The sequence below is a fragment of the Roseibium porphyridii genome, from assembly GCF_026191725.2.
Lineage (GTDB): Bacteria > Pseudomonadota > Alphaproteobacteria > Rhizobiales > Stappiaceae > Roseibium > Roseibium porphyridii.
In genome coordinates, this window is record NZ_CP120863.1 from 4,496,027 (window position 1) to 4,521,585 (window position 25,559).

The 25,559-nt window shown below is 55.8% G+C and carries 15 protein-coding genes and 1 tRNA gene; 6 read left to right on the forward strand and 10 right to left on the reverse strand.

Translation table 11 applies throughout. The annotated features are described in order from the left end of the window. The 4 genes from K1718_RS20785 (at position 1) to K1718_RS20800 (ending at position 4,548) form a co-directional block, all read left to right on the forward strand. Entirely contained in the window at positions 1 to 1,008 is a 1,008-nt protein-coding gene (locus K1718_RS20785; protein WP_152504383.1) for an ABC transporter permease, read from the forward strand. Positions 1,009 to 1,115: 107 nt separating this feature from the next. Then, the gene (locus tag K1718_RS20790) at positions 1,116 to 2,072 is read left to right on the forward strand and encodes a substrate-binding domain-containing protein (RefSeq protein ID WP_152502768.1); all 957 of its coding nucleotides are present in this window, start codon (positions 1,116 to 1,118) and stop codon (positions 2,070 to 2,072) included. Between the two features lie 77 nt (positions 2,073 to 2,149). Continuing rightward, the gene (locus K1718_RS20795) at positions 2,150 to 3,205 is read left to right on the forward strand and encodes a sugar phosphate isomerase/epimerase family protein (protein WP_152502769.1); all 1,056 of its coding nucleotides are present in this window, start codon (positions 2,150 to 2,152) and stop codon (positions 3,203 to 3,205) included. Between the two features lie 182 nt (positions 3,206 to 3,387). Next, positions 3,388 to 4,548: a Gfo/Idh/MocA family protein gene (locus K1718_RS20800; RefSeq protein WP_152502770.1), complete on the forward strand. Its 1,161-nt coding sequence runs from the start codon at positions 3,388 to 3,390 to the stop codon at positions 4,546 to 4,548. Between the two features lie 74 nt (positions 4,549 to 4,622). On the opposite strand, the gene K1718_RS20805 is transcribed toward K1718_RS20800, so the two are convergent. The 7 genes from K1718_RS20805 to chvE form a co-directional block, all read right to left on the reverse strand. Further along, positions 4,623 to 6,131 (reverse strand): aldehyde dehydrogenase (NADP(+)), encoded by a 1,509-nt coding sequence (locus K1718_RS20805; RefSeq protein ID WP_152502771.1) that lies wholly within the window; start codon positions 6,129 to 6,131, stop codon positions 4,623 to 4,625. A gap of 26 nt (positions 6,132 to 6,157) precedes the next feature. Continuing rightward, complete coding sequence (locus K1718_RS20810; protein WP_265680978.1) at positions 6,158 to 7,081, reverse strand: Gfo/Idh/MocA family protein; 924 nt, start codon at positions 7,079 to 7,081, stop codon at positions 6,158 to 6,160. Continuing rightward, positions 7,081 to 8,823 (reverse strand): L-arabinonate dehydratase, encoded by a 1,743-nt coding sequence (araD, locus tag K1718_RS20815; protein WP_265680977.1) that lies wholly within the window; start codon positions 8,821 to 8,823, stop codon positions 7,081 to 7,083. Before araD ends, K1718_RS20810 begins: the two co-directional genes overlap by 1 nt. 3 nt (positions 8,824 to 8,826) lie before the next feature. Next, positions 8,827 to 9,822, reverse strand: a complete 996-nt coding sequence (gene araD1 / locus K1718_RS20820) for an AraD1 family protein (protein ID WP_265680976.1) — start codon at positions 9,820 to 9,822, stop codon at positions 8,827 to 8,829. 3 nt (positions 9,823 to 9,825) lie between these two features. Continuing rightward, positions 9,826 to 11,070 (reverse strand): multiple monosaccharide ABC transporter permease, encoded by a 1,245-nt coding sequence (mmsB, locus tag K1718_RS20825; protein ID WP_152502775.1) that lies wholly within the window; start codon positions 11,068 to 11,070, stop codon positions 9,826 to 9,828. A gap of 12 nt (positions 11,071 to 11,082) precedes the next feature. Then, positions 11,083 to 12,597: a multiple monosaccharide ABC transporter ATP-binding protein gene (gene mmsA, locus K1718_RS20830; protein WP_265680975.1), complete on the reverse strand. Its 1,515-nt coding sequence runs from the start codon at positions 12,595 to 12,597 to the stop codon at positions 11,083 to 11,085. 82 nt (positions 12,598 to 12,679) lie between these two features. Beyond that, a complete protein-coding gene (gene chvE / locus K1718_RS20835; RefSeq protein WP_265680974.1) occupies positions 12,680 to 13,744 on the reverse strand; it encodes a multiple monosaccharide ABC transporter substrate-binding protein in 1,065 nt (354 codons plus the stop codon). A gap of 158 nt (positions 13,745 to 13,902) precedes the next feature. On the opposite strand from chvE, the gene K1718_RS20840 reads away from it, so the two are divergent. Both K1718_RS20840 and K1718_RS20845 read left to right on the forward strand, forming a co-directional pair. Further along, positions 13,903 to 14,859 (forward strand): LysR substrate-binding domain-containing protein, encoded by a 957-nt coding sequence (locus K1718_RS20840; RefSeq protein WP_152502778.1) that lies wholly within the window; start codon positions 13,903 to 13,905, stop codon positions 14,857 to 14,859. A 547-nt stretch (positions 14,860 to 15,406) separates the two neighbouring features. Then, on the forward strand, positions 15,407 to 20,707 hold the full coding sequence (locus K1718_RS20845) for a LamG-like jellyroll fold domain-containing protein (RefSeq protein WP_274706374.1): 5,301 nt from the start codon (positions 15,407 to 15,409) through the stop codon (positions 20,705 to 20,707). Positions 20,708 to 20,865: 158 nt separating this feature from the next. On the opposite strand, the gene K1718_RS20850 is transcribed toward K1718_RS20845, so the two are convergent. The 3 genes from K1718_RS20850 to K1718_RS20860 form a co-directional block, all read right to left on the reverse strand. Continuing rightward, a tRNA-Phe gene (locus tag K1718_RS20850) sits at positions 20,866 to 20,941 on the reverse strand. A gap of 205 nt (positions 20,942 to 21,146) precedes the next feature. Next, a complete protein-coding gene (locus tag K1718_RS20855; RefSeq protein WP_265680973.1) occupies positions 21,147 to 24,032 on the reverse strand; it encodes a FecR domain-containing protein in 2,886 nt (961 codons plus the stop codon). An 8-nt stretch (positions 24,033 to 24,040) separates the two neighbouring features. Beyond that, positions 24,041 to 25,483: a hypothetical protein gene (locus K1718_RS20860; RefSeq protein WP_265680972.1), complete on the reverse strand. Its 1,443-nt coding sequence runs from the start codon at positions 25,481 to 25,483 to the stop codon at positions 24,041 to 24,043. Between the last annotated feature and the right edge of the window lie 76 nt (positions 25,484 to 25,559).

Genomic DNA, 25,559 nt, shown 5'->3' on the forward strand with positions numbered 1-25,559 from the left:
ATGGTCACCTCATCGACCGAGACGACTGCCAAGCGGTCTTCCATCGATTTCAAGACGATCGGACCGGCTTTGGCCCTTCTGATCCTGTGTATCATCGGCTTTCTGCTGAACCCGTCTTTCGTGAGCGAAGGCAACCTGACCAACCTTCTGACCCGTTCTGCCTTCATCGGCATCATCGCGGTCGGTGCAACCTTCGTCATCACGGCCGGTGGTATCGACCTCTCGGTCGGCTCGATGGCCGCGGCGATTTCCGGCGTCATGATCATCATCATGAACAACGCGGTCGATACGATGGGTACCGGTGTCGCAACGGTTCTGCTGGGCTGCGGCTGCGCTGTCGTGCTCGGAATAGGTGCCGGTTGGATCAACGGCGCCCTGACAACCAAAGGCAAGATCGAAGCGTTCATTGTCACCCTTGGCACGATGGGCATCTATCGCTCGCTCGTGACCTACTTCGCCGATGGCGGGACCTTGTCGCTCAACTTTGATATCCGCGGCACCTATCGGCCCGTCTACTATGACAGTTTTCTTGGTCTGCCCTACCCGGTCTGGGTGTTCATCGGAGTGGCGATCTGCGGCTGGCTGCTGTTGAACCGGACCGCATTCGGGCGCTACTGCACGGCGATCGGATCAAACGAAGCCGTTGCCCGCTATTCCGCGATCAATGTCGACCGTGTGAAGACGCTTACCTATGTCATTCAGGGACTGTGCGTTTCCTTCGCAACGATCATCTATGTTCCGCGGCTTGGATCTGCTTCTGCCTCAACCGGCGTTCTTTGGGAACTGGAAGCAATTGCGGCTGTGATCATCGGGGGCACGGTTCTGAAGGGCGGATACGGCCGCATTGGTGGCACGATCCTCGGCGCTTTGATCCTGACGACCATCGGCAACATTTTGAACTTCACCGATCTGATCTCGAACTACCTGAATGGAACCATGCAGGGCTTGATCATCATCGTTGCGGTTCTACTGCAGCGCAGCGACTGGAAACTTGGCAAGAGCAAGTAGGTAGATGCGCTGAACTCAACGGAATAGGGTCCCGTCCCCAATTTAAAGACCGGTTCGCACCGGACGGGAGAGGTGCGTCCAAGTGAAAGGCATTGGAGGAGGAAACCATGCTTATGAAGAAAGCCTTGGGAGCAATGGCACTGACAGGGATGCTTGCCTTTGCAGGCTCCGCAGTCGCCGACGAGAAAATCAAGATCGGCGTCAGCTATCCGACACCGACCCATGCCTGGGCTGCGGGCATGAACTGGCACGCGGAACAGGCTGAAAAGAGGCTCGAAGAGCTCTATCCGGATGTCGACCTTATCCTGGTCAACTCTCCCGACCCGGAAGCACAAGCCAGCGCCCTGGAAGACCTTGTGTCCGTGCATCAGATCGATGCACTGGTGGTTCTGCCCTTTGAATCCGAGCCGCTTACCGACCCGGTCCTCAACGTCAAGAAATCCGGTGCCTGGATCACTGTCGTCGACCGTGGCCTCAGCCAGCCCGGCATTGAGGATCTTTACGTCGCCGGCAATAACCCGGAACTCGGCCGGGTTTCGGCTCAATACATGAAGACCCGTTTGAAAGACGGCGACAACATTGTTGTCCTGCGCGGTATACCGACCGTGATCGACAATGAGCGTTTTGATGCGTTCATGGCCGAAATCGAGGGTTCCGGCATCAACGTTCTGGACCACAAACATGCGAACTGGAACCGCGACGACGGCTTTGAAGTGATGCAGGACTTCCTGTCCCGCTTCCCGGATATCGATGCGGTTTGGGCTCAGGACGACGATATCGCAATCGGTGTTGTGGCCGCGCTCAAACAGGCCGGACGCGATGGTGATGGCATGTTTGTTGTCGGCGGTGCCGGCATGAAGGAAATCATCAAGGGCATCATGGATGGTGAAACACTGATCCCGGTCGACGTGCTTTATCCGCCTGCGATGATCGCAACGGCCATGGATGCAACTGTTCAGGCATTCAAATCCAACGGTCCTGTAGCCGGTCGCTACATTCTCGGTGCGACCCTGATCACCAAAGACAACGCAGAAAGCTACTATTTCCCGGACTCACCGTTCTAAGGAACAAGTAGCCACTTGGGTCGGGATCTTGCGATGGGGTCCCGGCCCATTTTTGTCCCTACTCTGGAGAAGCGAAAATGAAAACCATCAAGGGTCCAGCACTGTTTCTAGCCCAGTTTGCCGGGGACGAAGCACCATTCAATTCCTGGGATTCAATCACGAAATGGGCTGCGGATTGCGGCTATCTCGGTGTACAGGTCCCGAGTTGGGACGGACGCCTTATCGATCTGGAAAGGGCAGCTAGTTCAAAGACCTATTGCGAAGAATTTGCTGGAACAGCGAAGGACAACGGAGTTGAGATCACGGAACTCTCGACCCATCTTCAAGGCCAACTGGTTGCCGTACATCCTGCCTATGACGATGCCTTTGACGGTTTCGCCGCTGCCCATGTGCGCGGCAATCCAGCCGCCAGGCAGGCCTGGGCTGTCGATCAGGTAAAAATGGCCCTCACCGCCAGCCACAATCTCGGCATTTCGGCACACGCAACCTTCTCCGGCGCGCTGGCATGGCCCTATCTCTACCCCTGGCCACAGCGCCCTGCCGGTCTGGTTGAAACAGCTTTCGACGAGCTTGCAAAACGGTGGCGTCCCATTCTCGACTATGCCGAAGATATGGGTGTCGACGTTTGCTATGAAATTCACCCGGGTGAAGACCTGCATGACGGTATCACGTTCGAAATGTTCCTTGAACGGGTGAGCAATCATAACCGATGCAAAATGCTCTACGACCCGTCGCATTACGTGCTGCAATGCCTCGACTACCTGGACAACATCGACATCTACAAGGACAGGATCGGCATGTTCCATGTAAAGGACGCCGAGTTCAACCCAACCGGACGGCAAGGTGTTTATAGCGGTTATCAGCCATGGGTCGATCGTGCGGGTCGGTTCCGCTCTCTCGGTGACGGTCAAGTCGATTTCGGTGCAGTCTTTTCCAAGATGGCCGCAAATGACTTTGACGGCTGGGCCGTTGTCGAATGGGAATGCTGCCTGAAACACCCCGAAGACGGTGCACGGGAAGGCGCGCAATTCGTCAAGGACCACATTATCCGCGTCACCGAAAAGGCTTTCGACGATTTCGCCGACGGAGGCACCGATGACGCGGCCAACCGAAAAATGCTTGGAATAGGTTAGTCAGAACACGCAATGCATTGCCGCACGCCGTCTTACCGGACCAGTCATTTATGGCGAATTCAATGATCTTCTCCGTGATGGCGTCGGCGCGCTTCCTCCCGGCGGCGTTTCTTTGTAAAGAGTATTCAATCGATTTATGAAGCGCCTGATCAGGTGCTTGTAGAACAAACTGGAGGACCAGGATGGCCATTGAAGGAACAGACACCGCGCAAACACGCCCGATCCGCCTCGGCATGGTGGGAGGTGGCAAAGACGCCTTTATCGGAGCAGTCCACCGGATTGCCTCCAGGATCGACGGTGCCTATGAGCTGGTTGCCGGTGCCCTTTCCTCAACCCCGGAAAAAGCGCTTGAATCCGGACAGGCTCTCGGTCTGAAAAAAGATAGGACCTATGCATCCTTTGCCGATATGGCCAAACGGGAAGCACGACTGAAGGACGGCATCGAGGCCGTCGCGATTGTGACGCCCAACCATGTGCATTATCCGGCCGCCAGGGAGTTTTTGAAACGCGGCATTCATGTCATCTGTGACAAGCCGCTCACGTCTACGCTTGCCGACGCCAAGAAACTGGTCAAGGCAGCGGAGAGCTCGAGTGCCCTGTTTTTCCTGACGCACAACTATACCGGCTATCCTATGGTCCGTCAGGCGCGTGAACTCGTTCAAAGTGGCGAGCTTGGCACAATTCGCGTCATCCAGGTCGAATACCCTCAAGACTGGCTTACGATCGAACAAGACAACAAGCAGGCCGAGTGGAGAACCGATCCGGCACGGACCGGGCTGGGCGGCTCGACCGGCGACATCGGAACACATGCCTACAATCTGGCAAGCTTCATCACCGGTCAGCTGGCTGAAAGCCTCGCCGCCGATCTCCAATCCTTCGTACCGGGACGCCAGGTGGACGACAATGGCCACGTCATGCTTCGCTACGCGAGCGGCGCTCGAGGCATGCTGTGGTGTTCGCAGGTCGCTCCGGGAAATGAGAACAATCTCAAGATCCGCGTTTATGGCGACAAAGGCGGCCTGGAGTGGCATCAGGAAAACCCGAACTATCTTTACCTGACACCATTTGGCGAACCGAAACGGATTATCACCCGTGGCGGTGCAGGCATGTCGGAAAGTATCGGGCCTTCAACCCGTATTCCACCAGGACACCCTGAGGGCTATCTGGAAGGCTTTGCCAACCTTTATAAGGACGCGGCGGATGTCATCCGTGCGCATCAACGCGGGGAAGATCTCTCCTCACTCGTGCCGAATGTGGAAGACGGCCTGGCCGGCGTTCGTTTTATAGATGCCTGCGTAAAGTCGTCATCACGCAATGCCGCCTGGGTCAAACTCGACGGCTAAATGCTACAAGCGTCTCAAATGAAAAACGCCCGAGCATGTGTCTCGGGCGTTTTTTTCAAATTCGACGTTTCGGATCAGCTTTCCGGCATCAGCGCATCGGGAAGGTTCTGATAGCAAACCGGCCGCAGGAACCTGCGAATTGCCAGCGTACCGACCGAGGTTGCGCCGAAATTCGTCGATGCCGGATAAGGACCGCCATGAACCATGGCATCAGCGACCTCAACACCTGTCGGAAATCCGTTTGCCAGGACGCGGCCCGCCTTGCGCTCTAGGACTGGCATCAAGGTGCGAGCAAGCGCGGTGTCGCCCTCTTCCAAATGCAGCGTGCAGGTCAACTGGCCATCAAGGCTCTTGGCAATCTCAATCATCTGCGCTTCGTCTTTCACGCGCACGATAATGCCAAGCGGGCCAAATACCTCTTCGCCGAGCTGTTCGTTTTCCAACCAGGCTTCGCCTGTCGTTTCAAAGAGATAGGGAGAGGCTTCGCGGGTATCACAGCTGGTGCCGATCAGCTCCCGGATGCCTGTGGTATCGGCAACAAGCTGACTGCCTGACCGGAAGGCAGCTGCAATACCATCGGTCAACATGGTCTGCTTGCCAACCTCTTTGAGAGCCGCTGTCGCAGCTTGGGCAAATGCATCTGCGTCGGGACCGTCAACAAGGATGACAAGACCCGGATTGGTGCAGAATTGACCAGCCCCCATCGTCAAGGACCCAGCCCAGCCCTTTGCAATGGCCTCGCCTTTGCCCGAAAGCGCCGCGGGCAGCAGGAACATCGGATTGACGGATCCAAGTTCGCCGAAGAACGGGATTGGAACCGGGCGCTGAGCACAAAGATCAAACAATGCGCGACCGCCCCGCAAGGAACCTGTAAATCCGACGGCACAGATCAACGGATGCTGCACCAACGCCTGCCCGACTTCGTAACCATCGCCCTGGATAAAGGAAAACACGCCAGGATGCAGGTCGCAGGATTTGACGGCAGCAGAAATCGCTTCAGCGACAATTTCGCCCGTTCCAGGATGCGCCGGATGCCCCCTGACCACAACGGGACAACCTGCTGCGAAAGCAGACGCCGTGTCACCACCCGCAGTCGAAAAGGCCAGAGGAAAATTGGATGCTCCGAAAACCGCGATCGGCCCGATCGGTCTTTGCACCAGTTTAAGATCTGGACGCGGCAATGGTTGACGATCAGGAAGTGCTTCGTCGTGGTGCCGGTCCAGGTAGTCACCTTTGAGAATATGCGCGGCGAACAGGCGAAGCTGACCCGTTGTGCGGCCACGCTCTCCATTAAGGCGTGCTTCGGGGAGCCCTGTCTCGGATGTCCCGATCTCGGTGATGGCTTCAGCCCGCGCCTCGATTTCATCTGCAATTGCATTCAGGAACCTGGCCCGGTCCTCACGCGAAGAGTATCCGAAACTCCAGAAAGCTTCCTCGGCCGCGCGGCAGGCGGCATCCACCTGTGCAGCCGATCCAGTGGAATAGCTGTGAGGTGTTCCCTGCGCAGGCTGCGACTGGAACGAGGCGTCGCTCGCAACCCATTGACCTGCAACGAGTTGCTTTCCGTGGGGCATAAAAGTCATGTCAAACCTTTTGGTTTTGTAACTGATCAATAATGAAAGGCGTCGGTGGTGAGCCTGCGGCCCAATGAGAACGCGTCGCAGACATGGATCATAGGCGAAAGATCCATGTCGCTTTTACCGTGTTTGACCAGCTCTGCCATGCGGGCATAAAGATTGGCATATTCGTGGTCTGCACCTTGTTTCACCAGGGTACCGTCAATTTCAAGCTTCGCACCGCCTTCTGAAAGCCTTGCACGGCCCTGATCGGTTTCCACATCGATATCCCAATTCTGCGGTCCGTCTTCTCTCCAGTCAAAAACGGCGCTCATGTCCGCACCCGTGGGGTCAACGAAGGTCAGATCCGCTGCGATCGGTGTCGACCTGTTTTCCGGAAACTCAAGCGTGGCCTCGGACAAGTGAACCGGATACGGCATAATTTCAGTCAGGATCGACAGAGCATTGATGCCCGGATCAAAGACACCCATGCCACCTGGCTCCCAGATCCACTCCTGACCGGGATGCCAGCGACGGACATCTTCTTTCCAGGTGATCAGCAGTTTTCGGATGACGCGGCTGGACAGCCATGATTTCAGGTCAGGCACGCAATCGGCGTAGCGTGAGTGCCATGTCGCGAAAATCGAAACACCATGTTCCTTTGCCAGGTTCTCAAGCGTATAGCACTCTGCAAGGCTTTGCCCCGGCGGCTTTTCCAGCATCACGTTCTTGCCTGCCTTCAGCGCCTGAGCCGCATATTCAAAACGGGGCTGAGGTGGAATGGCCAGGGAGATCGTGGTGATGTCGGGCCTGCTATCAAGAAGCTCGTCAAGAGCTTCATAGTGATCTAGGCCGTCAATCGAGGCATGCCTGCTGACCGCGGCCTGCAGCGACCAGTCCGGGTTGCTTTCAATTGACGGAATGTGCTGATCCCGAGCAATCTTGCCTATGCCAACCAGCGCCAGTTTTTCTGCCATTAGTGGGAGTCCTTCGGCACCGCAGAACCGCGGCACCCTTTCAGAAAATCAAAGTCAGCGCCTGTATCAGCCCCTTCGACATGGTCATGAAACAGGCGAGCGTAGCCACTTTCCGGAACATGATGCGACGGTGTCCAAGCGGCCAACCTGTCTACTAGCTCAACCTCGGATATGTCCAGATGCAATCGGCGGTTTGGAACATCCAGTTCGATCATATCTCCCGAGCGCACGACGGCAAGCGGGCCTCCGGCGGCAGCCTCGGGCGATGTGTGCAACACGACGGTTCCATATGCTGTCCCGGACATACGAGCATCGGATATGCGCACCATATCCGTGATCCCTTTTTTCAAAACCTTGGGTGGGAGCCCCATATTGCCAACCTCGGACATGCCGGGATATCCCTTCGGACCACAGTTCTTGAGAACCATGATGCAGGTTTCATCGATGTCGAGAGCTTCGTCGTTTATCTTTGCCCTGTAGTCATCGATATCTTCAAACACCACGGCCCTGCCTCTGTGCTGCATCAGGTGCGGAGATGCTGCGGAAGGTTTCAGGACCGCTCCGCTTGGGGCCAAGTTGCCTTTCAGAACGGCAATGCCGCCTTGCGATGTAAGGGCGCGGTCAACTGGCAGGATGACGTCTTCATTCCAGTTTCGGGCGTTTTTCACCTGGGTCCAAATCGGCTCGCCGGCAACTGTGATCGCATCCTTGTTGAGCAGGTCCGCGTCCCCAAGACGCTTGAGGACGACGGGTAGACCGCCTGCATAGAAAAACTCTTCCATCAGGTATTTGCCGGACGGCATCAGGTTGACGATTGTCGGAATGTCCTTGCCGAAGCGGTCCCAGTCCTCCAGCGACAAATCCAGCCCGACACGCCCTGCAATGGCAAGCAGGTGGATCACAGCGTTGGTTGATCCGCCTATTGCGCCATTTGTACGGATGGCGTTTTCAAATGCTTCACGCGTCAGAATGTCTGACGGTTTCAGGTCATCTTTGACCATTTGCACGATCCTGCGCCCGGACAAATGCGCCATCACCCGGCGGCGACTGTCAACTGCAGGGATCGCAGCATTCCCGGACAATGCCATACCAAGGGCTTCAGCCATGGAGGCCATGGACGATGCCGTTCCCATGGTGTTGCATGTTCCAGGTGACCGGCTCATGGCCGTTTCCGCCTCCAGAAACTCTTCCGAAGTCATCTCACCGGCTTTGACCGCTTCTGAAAACTTCCACAAATGCGTTCCGGATCCGACGCGTTCTCCCTGGAACCAGCCGTTCAGCATGGGGCCACCAGTGACAACAATGGCGGGCAAATCAACGGACGCTGCCCCCATCATCAGTGACGGCGTAGTCTTGTCGCATCCCACAAGCAGGACAACCCCGTCCAGGGGCGCACCACGGATAGCCTCTTCAACGTCCATACTGGCCAGATTGCGAAACATCATGGCCGTTGGCCTCAACGTGCTTTCGCCTGTCGAAAAGACAGGAAATTCGACGGGAAACCCACCTGCTTCGTAGATCCCGTGTTTGACCCGTTCTGCCAGGTCCCGCAAATGCGCGTTGCAGGGTGTCAATTGCGACCAGGTATTGCAGATGCCAATCACCGGACGACCATCGAACAGGTCATCAGGCAGGCCCTGATTTTTCATCCAGCTGCGGTGATAGATATGATCGCGGCTCGTGCCACCGAACCATTCGGCCGAACGCAGTTTGCGCGGCCACTTTGCGGGTTGGAAAACCATTGACTAGAGAACTTTCACGAGTGTGGCCGCATTTTCATCTGCGCGAAAGGCAAGACGGTTTTTGAGTGGAACGCCAAAGCCCGGCGCTGAAATCTCAACCTCGTCGCCTTCCTTGCATGAAACACCATCGGCAAATGAAAGCGTTGCCGTGCCGAACATGTGCACATGAACATCACCAGGCTGACAAAACAGCTCGTATTTGAAGTGATGATGTTCCAGATTGGCCAATGTGTGAGACATGTTCGCCTCGCCTGACAAGAACGGCTTTTCCCAAAGGACACTGCCATTGCGCAAAATCCTGCTCGTCCCCTGAACAGTTTCCGGCAAAGGTCCGACCAGCAACTCCGGGCCGAAGGACGCGGGCCGCAGTTTGGAGTGCGCCAGATAAAGGTAGTTTTGCCGCTCCATGACGTGGTCGGAGAATTCGTTCGCAAGCGCAAAACCGACCCGGTAAGGCGTGCCGTCATCTGCAATGACATAAATGCCGGCGATTTCCGGTTCCTCACCTCCATCCTCGCTGAAGCCGGGGCTGATCAGATCGTCCCCCGGTGCGACAGCTGCACTGCCATTGCCCTTGTAGAACCACTCGGGTTGAACACCCACATTGCCAGGCGCTGGCCGTCCAGCTTCCAGTCCCATGTGAAACATTTTCATGGAATCTGTAAGGGTGTCGGGATCCTCTTTCGCCTTGTTGTGCATGGCATCCCGGGTTGAGGCAGAGCCAAGATGCGTCAAACCCGTGCCGGTCAGATGCATGTGCGCAGCGTCCGGATGATGGATCGGCAGCAGCAACCGGTTTTCTTCGGCAAGCTTTTCAAGGTCGACAGCAGGACCCAGTTCATGTGACCTGATGCACGCAGTCAGGCTCTGCTCACGGCCAATTGCCTCTTTCACCAGATCGTAACTTGAAGACACGCCTTTCAGGATCGAGGCTTCGCTGCCGTTTCGGACGACAACAGCAAGTTCACCTGAATCGTCCCTAATTTGCGAAATCAGCATCACCTATCCCTGCTTGTTTTTGTTGTAGACATCGAAGATGACGGCAGCGAGCAGCACGAGACCCTTGATCATCTGCTGATAATCAATCCCGATCCCCATGATCGACATGCCGTTATTGAGTACACCCATCAGAAAAGCGCCGACCACTGCGCCGACAATGGTGCCGACGCCGCCTGACATCGATGCACCGCCGATAAAGACAGCTGCAATCACATCCAGTTCCAGCGCAAAACCTGCCTTGGGTGTTGCCGTGTTGAGCCGCGCGGCAAATACCAAACCTGCAGCTGCCGCCAGCACACCCATGTTGGTAAAGGCCAGAAAGGTAAGCCGTTCGGTCTTGATACCGGACAGTTTGGCAGCTTTCTGATTGCCTCCGAGCGCATAGATACGCCGGCCCACAGTGGTGGTTTCTGTGATGAAGGCGTAGATGATCGTCAAAACACCCATCGTGATCAAGACGTTGGGCAGCCCCCGGAACAGGGACAGTTTATACATCACGAAAATGAGCGCCGCCGCGACAATCACATTCCGCGCAATGAAGAAACTCTTGGGCTCATCTTCAATGCCATAAATCTTGTTCTGTGCTCGTTGCCGCAGACCAAGCCAAACGACGAGAGCTGCAGCGACAAGTCCGGTGGTGAGTGCCAGTACATTGACCTGCCGGGCCCCGAAGAGATCAGCCAACCCCTGACCAAGTGCGGCCGGAAAGATGTCAGGGACAAACCCGGTTGCGATGATCTGGAATTCCTTGGGAAACGGTCCGACCGACTGCCCCTGCAAAAGCCAGAGCGACAGTCCCCGAAAAACCAGCATTCCTGCAAGTGTGACGATAAAGGACGGGATCTTCCAATAGGCAACCCAGTAGCCCTGAGCCGCACCAATGAGACCGCCAGCGACAAGACACGTGAGAATGGTAAGGAAAATGGGCTGCTCAAAGTTGACGATCATCACGGCAGCAAGAGCGCCGATGAACCCCATGACAGACCCCACCGAAAGATCGATATTGCCGGACACGATCACGACCAGCATGCCGAGCGCCATAATGATGATATAGGAATTCTGCAGCAGCAGGTTGGTGATGTTCACTGCGCGCAGCAATGTGCCGTCCGTAACGATCTGAAAGAACACCATCACGGCAATCAGCGCGAACAGCAGACCATATTGTCTGAGATGAGAAGACAGGTATTCGCCGATGCCCTTGGTTTCCACCGTCGTTTTCGATTGGCTATCGTTCTTTGCCAGATCCATAGGTATTGCTCGCTATTCGTTGACAATGAGCGACATGATTCGCTCCTGGCTTGCCTGGCCGGCGTTAAGTTCGCCCACCAGAGCCCCTTCATTCATGACGTAAATTCGATCGCACATTCCGAGCAGTTCAGGCATTTCAGACGAGATCATGATCACGCCCTTCCCGTCCGCGGCGAGGTCGTTGATGATCGTGTAGATCTCGTATTTTGCACCGACGTCTATGCCTCGTGTCGGTTCATCAAGGATCAGAACTTCAGGCGAAGTGAATAGCCACTTCGCCAGAACCACCTTCTGCTGATTGCCCCCTGACAAATTGACCGTTTTTTGAAAGACAGACGGTGTACGGATCGCCAGAACTTCGCGGTACTTTTCAGCAACGCCGGTTTCCTCGTTGCGCTTCAGGATGGATCCGGTGGACACGCCCTTCAGATTAGCAAGCGTTGTGTTGAAACGGATCGTTTCATCCAGCACAAGACCCAACGCTTTTCGATCTTCCGTGACATAAGAGACACCCGCTGCAATGGCACGGTCGACCGAACTGACGTCAATCTCGTTGCCATGTAACTCGACAGATCCTGAAATATTGCGGCCATAGGACCGGCCGAATATCGACATGGCAAGCTCTGTGCGACCAGAGCCCATCAGGCCGGCAATCCCGACCACTTCGCCGGCCCGAACATTGAACGAAGCGTTCTTGATAATCTGTCGTTCGGCATGTTCGGGATGCCAGACGTTCCAGTTCTTGACTTCGAAAAGGCGTTGTCCGGGCGTCCGGTCGTGATCCGGAAACCGATGTGTCATGTCCCGCCCAACCATGTCCCGAACGATCTCGTCCTCGCTGAGGCCCGCCGCTGCATCCAGATTTGAGACCGTCTGGCCATCCCGGATGACCGTGACGCTGTCAGCGACATATCGAACTTCATTGAGCTTGTGCGAAATGATAATGCTCGTCACACCCTGAGCCTTCAGCTCGAGCATCAGATCGAGCAGTTTGCGACTGTCATTTTCCTGAAGTGCCGCAGTTGGCTCATCCAGAATGAGCAGCTTCACATCCTTGGATAGCGCCTTGGCAATCTCGACCAGTTGCTGCTTGCCGACACCGATATTGTCGACCCTGGTCGTGGGGGCTTCGCTCAGACCGACTTTTTTGAGCAGTTCCTCAGTACGTCTGTTTGTCCGGCGCCAGTCGATTACGCCTCTGGAGGCGCATTCGTTTCCGAGAAAGATGTTTTCTGCGATGGAAAGCTCCGGCACCAGAGCCAGTTCCTGGTGGATGATGATGATGCCTTGTTTTTCACTATCGGAGATCCCTCCGAACCGGGCAGGCTGACCGCTATAAACGATCTCACCGTCATATTGACCATAGGGATATACACCTGAGAGAACCTTCATCAGGGTCGATTTGCCCGCACCATTTTCCCCGACGATAGCGTGAATCTCACCGGCCTGAACGTCGAGACTGACCTGGTCAAGCGCCTTCACACCTGGAAAGGCCTTGCTGATATTTTGCATGGAAAGGAGTGCCATCGCCTCCGGTCTCCAAATTACGTGGCAAACCCGCCCGCGAACACAAGCTCGCGGGCGACTTGGTTGCTGTATCCTCAGGTGATTATTTGATCTGGTCTTCGGTGTAGTAACCGCTGCCGATCAGCACATCTTCCCAATTGCCCGCATCGACCGCGACCGGTTCCAGGAGATAGGACGGCACCACCTTGACACCGTTGTCGTAGGTTTTGGTGTCGTTGATTTCCGGCTCGCCGCCATCAAGCAGTGCATCCACCATGCCCACTGTCACGCGTGCAAGTTCGCGGGTGTCCTTGAAAACGGTTGAGTATTGCTCACCTGCCAGAATGGACTTCACAGAAGGCACTTCGGCATCCTGTCCGGTCACGATTGGCATTTGCTGATCGCCGGAACCGTAGCCGACACCTTTCAGCGACGACAGAATACCAATCGACAAGCCGTCATAAGGGCTCAGTGCGCCATGCAGGGTTTTGTCCGTGTAGTGGGCGGACAACAAGTTGTCCATGCGGGCCTGTGCGACAGCACCGTCCCAACGCAGGGTTCCGACCGTGTCCATGCCCATCTGGCCGGACTGGATAACAACCGTTCCGTCATCGATCAGTGGCTGCAGCACGGACATGGCGCCGTCGTAAAAGAAATAAGCATTGTTGTCGTCCGGTGACCCGCCGAAGAGTTCAACATTGTAGGGGCCATCGCCGAAGCGGTCTTTCAGCCCGCCGACAAGAGACGTCGCTTGCTGCACGCCGACCTTGAAGTTGTCGAATGTTGCGTAGTAGTCGACATCACCGCTGTCGCGGATCAGGCGGTCATAGGCGATAACCTTGATACCGGTCGCAGCTGCATTTTCCAGGGCATTGGACAGGGTCGTCCCGTCGATCGCCGCAATCACCAGCACGTCCACACCTTTGGTGATCATATTTTCGATCTGTGCCAACTGGTTCGGAATATCGTCCTCAGCATATTGCAGATCAGCGGAATAGCCTGCCTTCGTGAATTGTTCGACCATCGAATTTCCGTCCGAAATCCATCGCGCCGAAGACTTGGTCGGCATTGCGATGCCTATGGACCCTTTGTCCTGCGCCAGCGCGACGCTGGACATCACGGTAGCGGCAGCTGCTGCAGCGACCAGTGCCTTTGAAATGAAATGCATCTTTCTCCTCCCGGGTCGGACGCCAGCCGACCGCACTCTGTTTCGGTCCCCAGAACGAATGACCGGCTTTGTAGATGTGAGAAAAATCACATGACCGTCAAATTATTATTCGTTATTCTTTCATACCTAAATTGATATATATCGGAGTGATCTTTCGAATGACACTGGATCTGTTGCGGCGCGGTCTGAAAATGTCTCATTTGCGCCTGCTCTCAGAGCTGTCCAATCAGTCGCGCCTTACAGATGCCGCCATTGCACTCGGCATGACACAACCGGCCGCCTCTCGTCTCATTGCCGAGGTTGAACGGATTGCCGAAGCAGAGATCTATGTGCGTTCGGGGCGCGGAATCGAGTTGACCGATGTTGGCCGCAAACTCGCGGAACGCTGTGTCCGCATTCTTCAGGAATTCGCGGATGCTGGTCGAGATATCGACGAGCACAAATCGGGTCAGAGCGGCCATGTGACAATCGGTTCGGTCACAGGGCCTGCAATTGAATATGTTCTGCCGGCTCTGCGCCACATACGCCTCAGTTACCCCGACATTTCCATTTCTGTTGAGGTCGGGCCCAGCAACACGCTTGCACCGATGCTTGAAGATGGTCGGCTGGACTTTTCGTTCAGCCGTGTACCTTCAGAGCTGGACCCTTCGCTCTTTGAGGAAAAACCTCTGCTGCGCGAGCCGGCTCTCATGGTCGGTCGTATTGAGCATCCCCTCACCCGCAGTCAGTTCCCCTTGGAGCTTGAGGCGTTTCTTGGTTTTGACTGGGTTCTCCCACCGGTCGGCTCGCCGATCAGAGCGACTGCCGAACAGGCGCTGCGCGACAAAGGCCTGGCTTTGCCGTCTCGTGTCCTGACCACATCCTCATTCCTGTTCACTCTGGCGACCGTGCAACAGACCAACGCTGTGGCTCCTGTTGCGAGATCCGTGGCAAACAGCTTTGCCGCCCGGCCGGATGGCTCCCCTGGCACGGTGACGATATTGGAATGCAGCGTATCGCTGTCCGTTCAGACCTACTCATTCTTGATGCGAAAAGGCCAGGTTTTGACACCAGCTGCCCAAATCGTCGCCCGAGAGGTTTTACGGGCTGTAACCGGGCAAGAAAGGTATCCCTGAGAACTCCGGCGCTGTTTGATCTGAATCGTTGATCTGCAGCAGTCGCCCGACATACCAAATCGGCAACCTACTTCTGGTTCAGAAGCGCCTCGCACATCCCTTAATACTGGTGGCCCAAAACACCCCGACATCACAACCGGAACACAACCATTTTTGGTTCGCGAAAGCTAAGCTCAAAACAAAAATTCTACAAAAAAAGATTTATTCAAAATACAACAGCACCACCCTGTTTCAAAGTACTTCCGCTTTCTAAATCAGCTTAATCAGCGCAATTAAATATCGATCCTCAATCTTAATTTCGCATTATTTACAACGCATTATCAAAAATTATGCAAATACGATCATTACTTAAGTTACTTTGATCTAATTATTTTCTAATTATTGTAAATATTTTGCCTTATTTCACCGCATTTTTCGCCCAATTAGCCCGAATACATTAAAGCCATAAAAATAATCCGCTGAATTTAATCGCTTAGACACAAGGAATTTCAACGCCGACCGTCCGGTCGGCGAACAGATTTGTTTTGCCTAACAGGAGGGCAGGTTAGTGCACGCAAACACAGTTTCCAATATCGGTTCCCCAGTCTTTGAAGTGTCAGAAAGCAGAACTTTTTCCGGTGAGAAGGGCGATTATCTTGATGCGGGCAATCCGGACAGTCTGAGCCTTGCGGCGGGCACGATAGCACTCACGTTCAATGCAGAGACCGTCTCCGGTTCCAAGGCGCTCTTTTCCAAGGACGGCAACGGCTATGACGATGGCGGACACCTCACCGTCTGGATCCAGAACGGACGTCTGGTTGTCCGTCAGCAGTCCGATGACAAGACAGAATACCTGAAGGTCCCGGACCTCCAGCTGTCGGCCAACAAGGACTATCACCTGGCCGTTTCCTTCGGCGAAGATGGCCTCAACGTCTATGTCAACGGCAAGCTGTGGGCAGCAGAGCCGGAGTTCAAGCAGGGCATGGACATGAACGAACGCGCCTTCCTGGTCGGCGCGTCAGGTGCCTGGCGCAAGGATGATGCCCAGACGGCTCACCAGCAGTTCAAGGGCACCATCGCAAATGTCATGGTCTTCAACGAACAGATCGCAGGCTCCGACATGGCGGCCCTGGCCGGTGAAGTCGATGCCGCGTTTGAAGCAGATGCACTGGCAGCCCTGGCACAGGACGACCTGATGCCCGCCTTCCAGCAGCTCCATCACGGTTCCGACGAGGCCAAGGCCCTCGCCATGGCCTATGGCTTCAACCATCACGGTGAGATGACAGCTGCAGCTGCCGCACAAACCGGAACCGATGCCGGAGAGACGCTGGAGGGAACCGAGGACGCAGACGCAATCGACGCCGGTCTTGGCAATGACATCGTCAACGGCAAGGGCGGCAACGACATCCTCCAGGGCGGATACGGCAATGACGAGCTCAATGGCGGCGACGGCAATGATGTTCTGGATGGCGGCCACGGTGAGGACATTCTCAATGGCGGGGCCGGCAACGACCTTCTGATCTCCCGCTCCGACGGACGCGAGGGCCCGGTTGCGGAAGACCCGGACAGGGATGAAGGCGATCCGTACAAGGAACTCACCAACGGCAAGCTCTATCCTGACCAGCCGATCCCGGCGGACGATCTCATGATCGGCGGAACCGGAGCAGACGTCTTCTACTTCCAGACCCTCATCAACGCCAAGAAGCGCTTCATCGAGGAGCACACACAAGATGACGGTTCCATCCGCTGGCACGGGGTTGCAGGAGAAAACGCCAACATCCATGACCACTGGGTCGATATGCTGGGCGATGAAGTCATTGCCGACTTCTCAAAGGCGGAAGGTGACAGGATCGTCCTTGAAGGCCACACCACAAAGATCCGCTCCATCACCTATGGCGACAGCGATGGGGACGGTGTGGTCGATCATTCCCTGATCAGCGTCTATTCAGACCAGGGCAATGGCGGCGGTGCGCACAACAATGACGATCTGGGCACCATCAAGGTCTTCGGTGATCTCGTCACAAAGGCCGACATCTCCACAACGGCCAAACCCGCCTATGGCATCGTCAGGTCCATCGAAGATCTCGATGAAGCCCTCAAGCCGATCGAGATGGGCACCGATAAAGGACCGATCGCTCCACCCGACAACCTCCCAGGCAAAGCCGACCTGCCCCTCCCCCAAGGCATGAACCCCGTCTTTGCAATCGCAGGAGACAACAGCTTCTCCGGTGAGAAGGGCGATTATCTTGATGCAGGCAATCCGGACAGTCTGAGCCTTGCGGCGGGCACGATAGCACTCACGTTCAATGCAGAGACCGTCTCCGGTTCCAAGGCGCTCTTTTCCAAGGACGGCAACGGCTATGACGATGGCGGACACCTCACCGTCTGGATCCAGAACGGACGTCTGGTTGTCCGTCAGCAGTCCGATGACAAGACAGAATACCTGAAGGTCCCGGACCTCCAGCTGTCGGCCAACAAGGACTATCACCTGGCCGTTTCCTTCGGCGAAGATGGCCTCAACGTCTATGTCAACGGCAAGCTGTGGGCAGCAGAGCCGGAGTTCAAGCAGGGCATGGACATGAACGAACGCGCCTTCCTGGTCGGCGCGTCAGGTGCCTGGCGCAAGGATGATGCCCAGACGGCTCACCAGCAGTTCAAGGGCACCATCGCAAATGTCATGGTCTTCAACGAACAGATCGCAGGCTCCGACATGGCGGCCCTGGCCGGTGAAGTCGATGCCGCGTTTGAAGCAGATGCACTGGCAGCCCTGGCACAGGACGACCTGATGCCCGCCTTCCAGCAGCTCCATCACGGTTCCGACGAGGCCAAGGCCCTCGCCATGGCCTATGGCTTCAACCATCACGGTGAGATGACAGCTGCAGCTGCCGCACAAACCGGAACCGATGCCGGAGAGACGCTGGAGGGAACCGAGGACGCAGACGCAATCGACGCCGGTCTTGGCAATGACATCGTCAACGGCAAGGGCGGCAACGACATCCTCCAGGGCGGATACGGCAATGACGAGCTCAATGGCGGCGACGGCAATGATGTTCTGGATGGCGGCCACGGTGAGGACATTCTCAATGGCGGGGCCGGCAACGACCTTCTGATCTCCCGCTCCGACGGACGCGAGGGCCCGGTTGCGGAAGACCCGGACAGGGATGAAGGCGATCCGTACAAGGAACTCACCAACGGCAAGCTCTATCCTGACCAGCCGATCCCGGCGGACGATCTCATGATCGGCGGAACCGGAGCAGACGTCTTCTACTTCCAGACCCTCATCAACGCCAAGAAGCGCTTCATCGAGGAGCACACACAAGATGACGGTTCCATCCGCTGGCACGGGGTTGCAGGAGAAAACGCCAACATCCATGACCACTGGGTCGATATGCTGGGCGATGAAGTCATTGCCGACTTCTCAAAGGCGGAAGGTGACAGGATCGTCCTTGAAGGCCACACCACAAAGATCCGCTCCATCACCTATGGCGACAGCGATGGGGACGGTGTGGTCGATCATTCCCTGATCAGCGTCTATTCAGACCAGGGCAATGGCGGCGGTGCGCACAACAATGACGATCTGGGCACCATCAAGGTCTTCGGTGATCTCGTCACAAAGGCCGACATCTCCACAACGGCCAAACCCGCCTATGGCATCGTCAGGTCCATCGAAGATCTCGATGAAGCCCTCAAGCCGATCGAGATGGGCACCGATAAAGGACCGATCGCTCCACCCGACAACCTCCCAGGCAAAGCCGACCTGCCCCTCCCCCAAGGCATGAACCCCGTCTTTGCAATCGCAGGAGACAACAGCTTCTCCGGTGAGAAGGGCGATTATCTTGATGCAGGCAATCCGGACAGTCTGAGCCTTGCGGCGGGCACGATAGCACTCACGTTCAATGCAGAGACCGTCTCCGGTTCCAAGGCGCTCTTTTCCAAGGACGGCAACGGCTATGACGATGGCGGACACCTCACCGTCTGGATCCAGAACGGACGTCTGGTTGTCCGTCAGCAGTCCGATGACAAGACAGAATACCTGAAGGTCCCGGACCTCCAGCTGTCGGCCAACAAGGACTATCACCTGGCCGTTTCCTTCGGCGAAGATGGCCTCAACGTCTATGTCAACGGCAAGCTGTGGGCAGCAGAGCCGGAGTTCAAGCAGGGCATGGACATGAACGAACGCGCCTTCCTGGTCGGCGCGTCAGGTGCCTGGCGCAAGGATGATGCCCAGACGGCTCACCAGCAGTTCAAGGGCACCATCGCAAATGTCATGGTCTTCAACGAACAGATCGCAGGCTCCGACATGGCGGCCCTGGCCGGTGAAGTCGATGCCGCGTTTGAAGCAGATGCACTGGCAGCCCTGGCACAGGACGACCTGATGCCCGCCTTCCAGCAGCTCCATCACGGTTCCGACGAGGCCAAGGCCCTCGCCATGGCCTATGGCTTCAACCATCACGGTGAGATGACAGCTGCAGCTGCCGCACAAACCGGAACCGATGCCGGAGAGACGCTGGAGGGAACCGAGGACGCAGACGCAATCGACGCCGGTCTTGGCAATGACATCGTCAACGGCAAGGGCGGCGACGGCAATGATGTTCTGGATGGCGGCCACGGTGAGGACATTCTCAATGGCGGGGCCGGCAACGACCTTCTGATCTCCCGCTCCGACGGACGCGAGGGCCCGGTTGCGGAAGACCCGGACAGGGATGAAGGCGATCCGTACAAGGAACTCACCAACGGCAAGCTCTATCCTGACCAGCCGATCCCGGCGGACGATCTCATGATCGGCGGAACCGGAGCAGACGTCTTCTACTTCCAGACCCTCATCAACGCCAAGAAGCGCTTCATCGAGGAGCACACACAAGATGACGGTTCCATCCGCTGGCACGGGGTTGCAGGAGAAAACGCCAACATCCATGACCACTGGGTCGATATGCTGGGCGATGAAGTCATTGCCGACTTCTCAAAGGCGGAAGGTGACAGGATCGTCCTTGAAGGCCACACCACAAAGATCCGCTCCATCACCTATGGCGACAGCGATGGGGACGGTGTGGTCGATCATTCCCTGATCAGCGTCTATTCAGACCAGGGCAATGGCGGCGGTGCGCACAACAATGACGATCTGGGCACCATCAAGGTCTTCGGTGATCTCGTCACAAAGGCCGACATCTCCACAACGGCCAAACCCGCCTATGGCATCGTCAGGTCCATCGAAGATCTCGATGAAGCCCTCAAGCCGATCGAGATGGGCACCGATAAAGGACCGATCGCTCCACCCGACAACCTCCCAGGCAAGGCCGACCTGCCCCTCCCCCAAGGCATGAGCCCTGTCTTTGCAATCGCGGGAGACATTGCTCTTGACGGAAGCAGAGAGGGGCAGATTGCGGTTTCGCACAACAAGAACATGGAGCTCGAAGAAGGAACCATTGCCTTTTCGTTCAACTCGAACACCATATCAGGTTGGGATGCTCTCTTTTCCAAGGATGCCAAGGGCAATGGCACCGGCGGTCATCTGACCGCCTGGGTAACGGATGGAGGTGATGTCAAAGTCCGCTTCCAAAATGAGAACAGTGAGATCTGGCTGAAAGCCAAGGATGTTGTCGAGGCCGGAAAAGACCACGACTTTGCCTTCACATTTGGCGATGACGGAGCGTTTCTGTTTGTTGATGGTGTTGAGGTGGCGAGTAACGAAGACTTCCAGTCCGACTGGCTCGGTAACAAGGAATATCTGATGGTCGGCTCCAATGGCTGGGGCAGCCCAGCGGGCGAAATAGGTTGGGCCAACAACCATTTTGACGGTGTTATTTCGGATTTCATGATCCTGGACGACCAGTTGAGCGACCTTCAGATCCGGGATGACCTGTTCGCGTAGGACAACAACAAGAAGAAGAGGCCGGCAATGCAACGACGCCCCTCCCAATTTGGGAGGGGCGTTTTTCGTTGCCCGAAACGAAGATACGGATGCGCCGCCTCAGACGTTCAAATTTTTAGAACATCGGAAGGATTTCACATTCTTGGGAAAGAAGGGAGTGGTGCCCAGAGGCGGAATCGAACCACCGACACGCGGATTTTCAATCCGCTGCTCTACCAACTGAGCTATCTGGGCGCGCCTTACTAACTGATCGGAGCAGGACCCCGTTCGTCGAAAGCCCGGTCCTTATAGAGGCTCGTTCAAACCTTGTCCAGCACCACGGCAAAGTTTTTTGCCACCTTCGGGCATGCCTTTTGGGGATAAGTGATTTTCAAATCAAGCCTCTGTAAAACATACACTTTTAATCGGAAGATCAACGACTGCAAACAGCACACTGACGCTATTGCTTCTCCCCTGCAACAATGCCTGCTGCCGACCAGTTTCCCTGGGTGGCATGAAAGTCACCAATGACGCCCTGATGGTTGGAATTGGGTCCTCTTACAAGAGACGTATTGATATCGCCAGACAGGCCGCCGGTCCCGGAAAGCGTGCCTTCGAACAGGTTTCCGCTGGTGACACTGGTCTCCGACAGTGTGGCACTCATGGTTCTGCTGTCGAAGTTGCTGATTGTCGCGGTTCCGGTGCGATAGGTGAAATCCAGCGACATGTTGAAATCACCCGCAGCAAGGTATTGTCTCGTGCCGTCCGCAACACTCCCCACAGCATGCCCCACATATGTTGCGCTTCCGCTGGTCGGAAGGTCGATGGAATTGGTTACATCACCTGCAACCCATGTGCCCATATGAAATGTGTCGAACCTTTCACCACCGGCAAGATTGGTATCGTCTGCTTCCATCTTGCTGCCCCAGTACCCCCATTCGAGAAAGTCACAGGTGCATTTGGTTTTGTCGACAAACAGGGCATTATCCGCCCCATTAACCAGGGTGTTTGAGATCAGGTAATTGTTTGGTGTCGTTCCGGATTTTGGCGATACGAACACCTCAGAGTCGGTCAGGATTGTGTTGTCAGATCCGCCGGAGGTTTCAATCGCCGCGAACGTATCCGCATCGACGTAGACAGATTGACCAGAACCCGATTGCTCACCAAAAGCGAATTGATACCGGTCGACCTCGTCATCCAGATTGGCGACGTCCTTTACCTTCAGCGTGGCATAGAGCGAGCCATTTTGACTGTCGAAGCTGATCTCGAAGTCGCCCAGTGAGTTGCTGGCATATATGACGGGGTCGACCCCTGCGGAATAGTTGACGTTGGATTCAAGAACGCCGGCCGCGTATCCCGTTAGTGTCTTGCTGGTTCTGTCCAGCGTGGATACATCCACTTCGCTCGACAACTCGGCAACATGCATCGTGGCGCTCAATTGATCAGTCGACTGAATGCCGGTGGGCACCTGGACATAGCCGTCAGTGTAGGTCCCATCCTCTTCCAGGTTTCCGGGGCCGAGCACCAAATAATCGGCGTTGCTTCCGAAGATTGTTCCGCCAGTGCCCCCTTCTATGCTCTCTATCGAGCCGCCATAAAGTCCGGCGCTGTTTTCCGCATCGGTTCGGTGGCCACCACGGCGCTCACCACCCAGCACCAAAGTACCGCCTTCGTTTTCAATATCGCCGAGACTTAGGGAGACGAAAGACTTTTGAGCAGTGGTTCCGCTGGAAACATACATAGACGCAGCCAGATACCTAGCACCTTCAAGCGTGTCTGATGAGCCTTCCAACACCTTCAGACCACTGCTTTTCACCGAACTCAGGAAGCTTGTTCCCAGATCTTCCGCAATGGAGGGATTGAGAAACAGAGCTTGAGACGTCGCTGCCTGAATGTTTCCGAAATTATCTTCCGAAGACAACTGAAAGGCAGTCAGAATGTCTCCGTGAAGTGTATAGGTTCGGAGTTTTTCTGCGTCGGAACCGTTGAAGTTGTCAAAGTCGGTCGCTGACCCATAAAGACCGTAGAAATAGTCTGTCCCGCCATAATTAAACGTTGGATCCGAACCGGCTTCGGTTGCCACGAAATGGGCAAAAAAGCCGAAACCGTCTCCAGTAATGCGCTGTCCACGCGCATTTTGAACAATCGTGCCCGAAAGGGACGGTGCGTCCGGAATATTGCTGGTGCTGAAGTTCTCGATAACGTCGCCATTTGAGTTGACCGATTGCGTGTAGAACTCATTCACACTGGTGTCAGGATCAAAGACATAAATGGACGTTCCGTCTGCGGTTCCGCTCCAGAGCCTATAGGAATTTCCGCTGGTATCTGGGTCCTGTGTAAAGATGACCACCTCATCGAAACCACTTGTCCCACCGACAACTCCAAGCGTGCCGGGAGCAAGATTGAGCGCTGCTGTACTGCCGAACTTATTGCCAGCGCGCAGGATCCGCGCGCGGTCGGTAGTAACGGTGCTTTCTTCCTGTTCGATGCTTTGGGTGTTCTGCGACTGCGACAGGATCTGTGTCTGGATCAATCCATTCACAGTTTGCTCTATTCCATTTCCGGTCGCCGAAGTCGGTTTTGATCTGGGTGTTGTGGTTACATTCTGAAGACCGGAAATCACGCGGGATAGGCCAGACTGGACGATTTGACCATCAGTTGGCGAGTTTCTGGTGCCGCCACGCTGACGACTGTTGGTCAATGCCGTTTGCACGTTTCCAAGATCGGATTGTGTGCTGCGCCGGATCCGCGTGGACCCGCCGGAACCGATCTCCATGGAGTAACCCGCCTGGTGGATGCGAGATCTTTGTCCACTCGGAGACGTGAAAGTGAGATCCTTGCCAAAAAGCAGAGAAAAGACCGGCGGATTGCTGGCCAGATTGATATTGGCGATACCGCCGCGGATGCCAATCGTACCAACGGGTGTCTTTACCGTCACGCCACCGCGCTTCTTGCTGAGCTTGCCGCCGACAAAACGCGCCACACCCTTGCCGAATGAAGATACCAGCTTTCCGGTCCCCGCATTCGGGTCATAGACAAATTCGTCAATCACAAGGTTGGAATTGGCGCCAACCGTGAATGTCGACCCATCGACCAGCAGAACCTGAACAAGCCCGGATCCACTTGTTTCGATCCTTTCATTGTAGATGACGTTGTCGCCCAGAACCTTGGTGCTGCGCGCACCGCCCGGTGGTGTGCCGAAGGCATCTGAATTGACAGCGGCAGCAACTCCGACCTCAGTTGCCTGTGCACACGAGATTCCAACTCCAACAGCAAGCAGCGCCATTGCCAGACAAGGCAGGCGATCAGCGATGGATTTTGCTTTATGCTTCAAGGGTGTGACCATGGGTGTCTCTAGAAGGTCTTCGTCAGCGATATCAACGCGGACGTGTTGGAGTAGGTTGCAAGATCATAGTTGGAATGCTGGCGGCGGAATTCACCGGTAAAACCGATGGCAAAATCATTGCGAAGGGGAACGGACAGGCCTGCCCTGAGCCAGCCTTCCTGATCTTCCTGGGCCAAGACCGGGTCAACCAACGGATCTGGCCCCTCGTACGACCGATAGATGTACCCTGCCTCAAGGTCCAAGGACCAGGGTTGGCGCAGCTTTTCGATCGGCGAAGCGAACTGAACAGTCGCGCCGATACCCCCGCCCAACTCCCAGCTTTGTGTCCATTCCTGTTTGGTCTCTTCGAAATCAGCCAGCAACAGCGCCCTCACTGTGACCGCCGGTGACATCTTGCGGGACAAGGTTGCTGCCAGGCGCCAGAAGGAGCCATTCCTATCTGAAACCGTCGGAAACTCAGCCGTGTCATTGTACCATCTGCGCCGCCATTCGGCCTTGGCATCCAAAAGCATCGTCGGCGTGACTTCGGATACAATGCGAGCGCCGAAACCCAATGCGCCGTTGTAATTGGCATGGTTCAGCCGAACGCCCGCCGCGACCGCATACAGGCTCAGCCTGCTGTTGTCCCAATCGATCCGCTCCAGATTGATGGATGGTCCAAGGGTCAGTTCCGCCAGTGCTGTGTCGAGGCGAACGATATCAGCGTAACGGGCGCTGTAGAAAATCAGATCCGCCTCCAGAAGATCTCCCTGCAATCCAAGGTCATATGATCCTTGAACACGCCCAGCCAGGAAGGCGTTGGTGTCCGCCTGGCCTGTTGCTGTGTCGTCAAGAAGGAAAGTTCCACCGTTCAGGTCCACACGGCGGCTGCCTGGCGCTGCATTGGCATTCGTCTGGTAGCGAACGCCGGTGACGACCGCCGCCCGGAAATCGGCCGGGTCTTCCTGATCTGAGATGGTCGTCAGGTAGGCCTGGACCCGGGCTTCCACCTCAGCTGGAACATTTGGCGAATTTATCGCTTCCTGAAAGTAGAATTTCGCCGTTTCCCTTGAACCCAGCCGAAAATACAGCACCCCAAGCTCAAGCTGGACCCGCGGCAAACCCGGTGCATAGATCAGCATGCGCTCGAGCGTGGAAATGGCGGCCTCATAGTCGCCGAGCAGCGAGGAAACCATTGCATATTCAAAGGCTGTATCAAGATCGTCTGGCGACGCCAGCATGACCTCAAGCAGCATTTGCTGACGGGCGGCCAGCGTTTCAGGTGCCTGGGTTTGAGTCTGGGTCTGGCCGTCATCGGTAGCAGTTTGTGCACGCGCCAAACCGGTTGTAAGCAAGACAAAAATCGCGAAGACAAGCGCTCCCAGAACGGGCGCGCAGAACTTTACGCAACTCGTGTGTCTTACGCCTGCCAAAAACTCATCTCCTGCCAAAAACCAGCGGAGTACGCTCACCAATAAAATTTCTAGTTCAGATCCAACCGCCTCGAAATCCCGTCGAAACGCTCGAATATACTAGAATTCCCTGGGA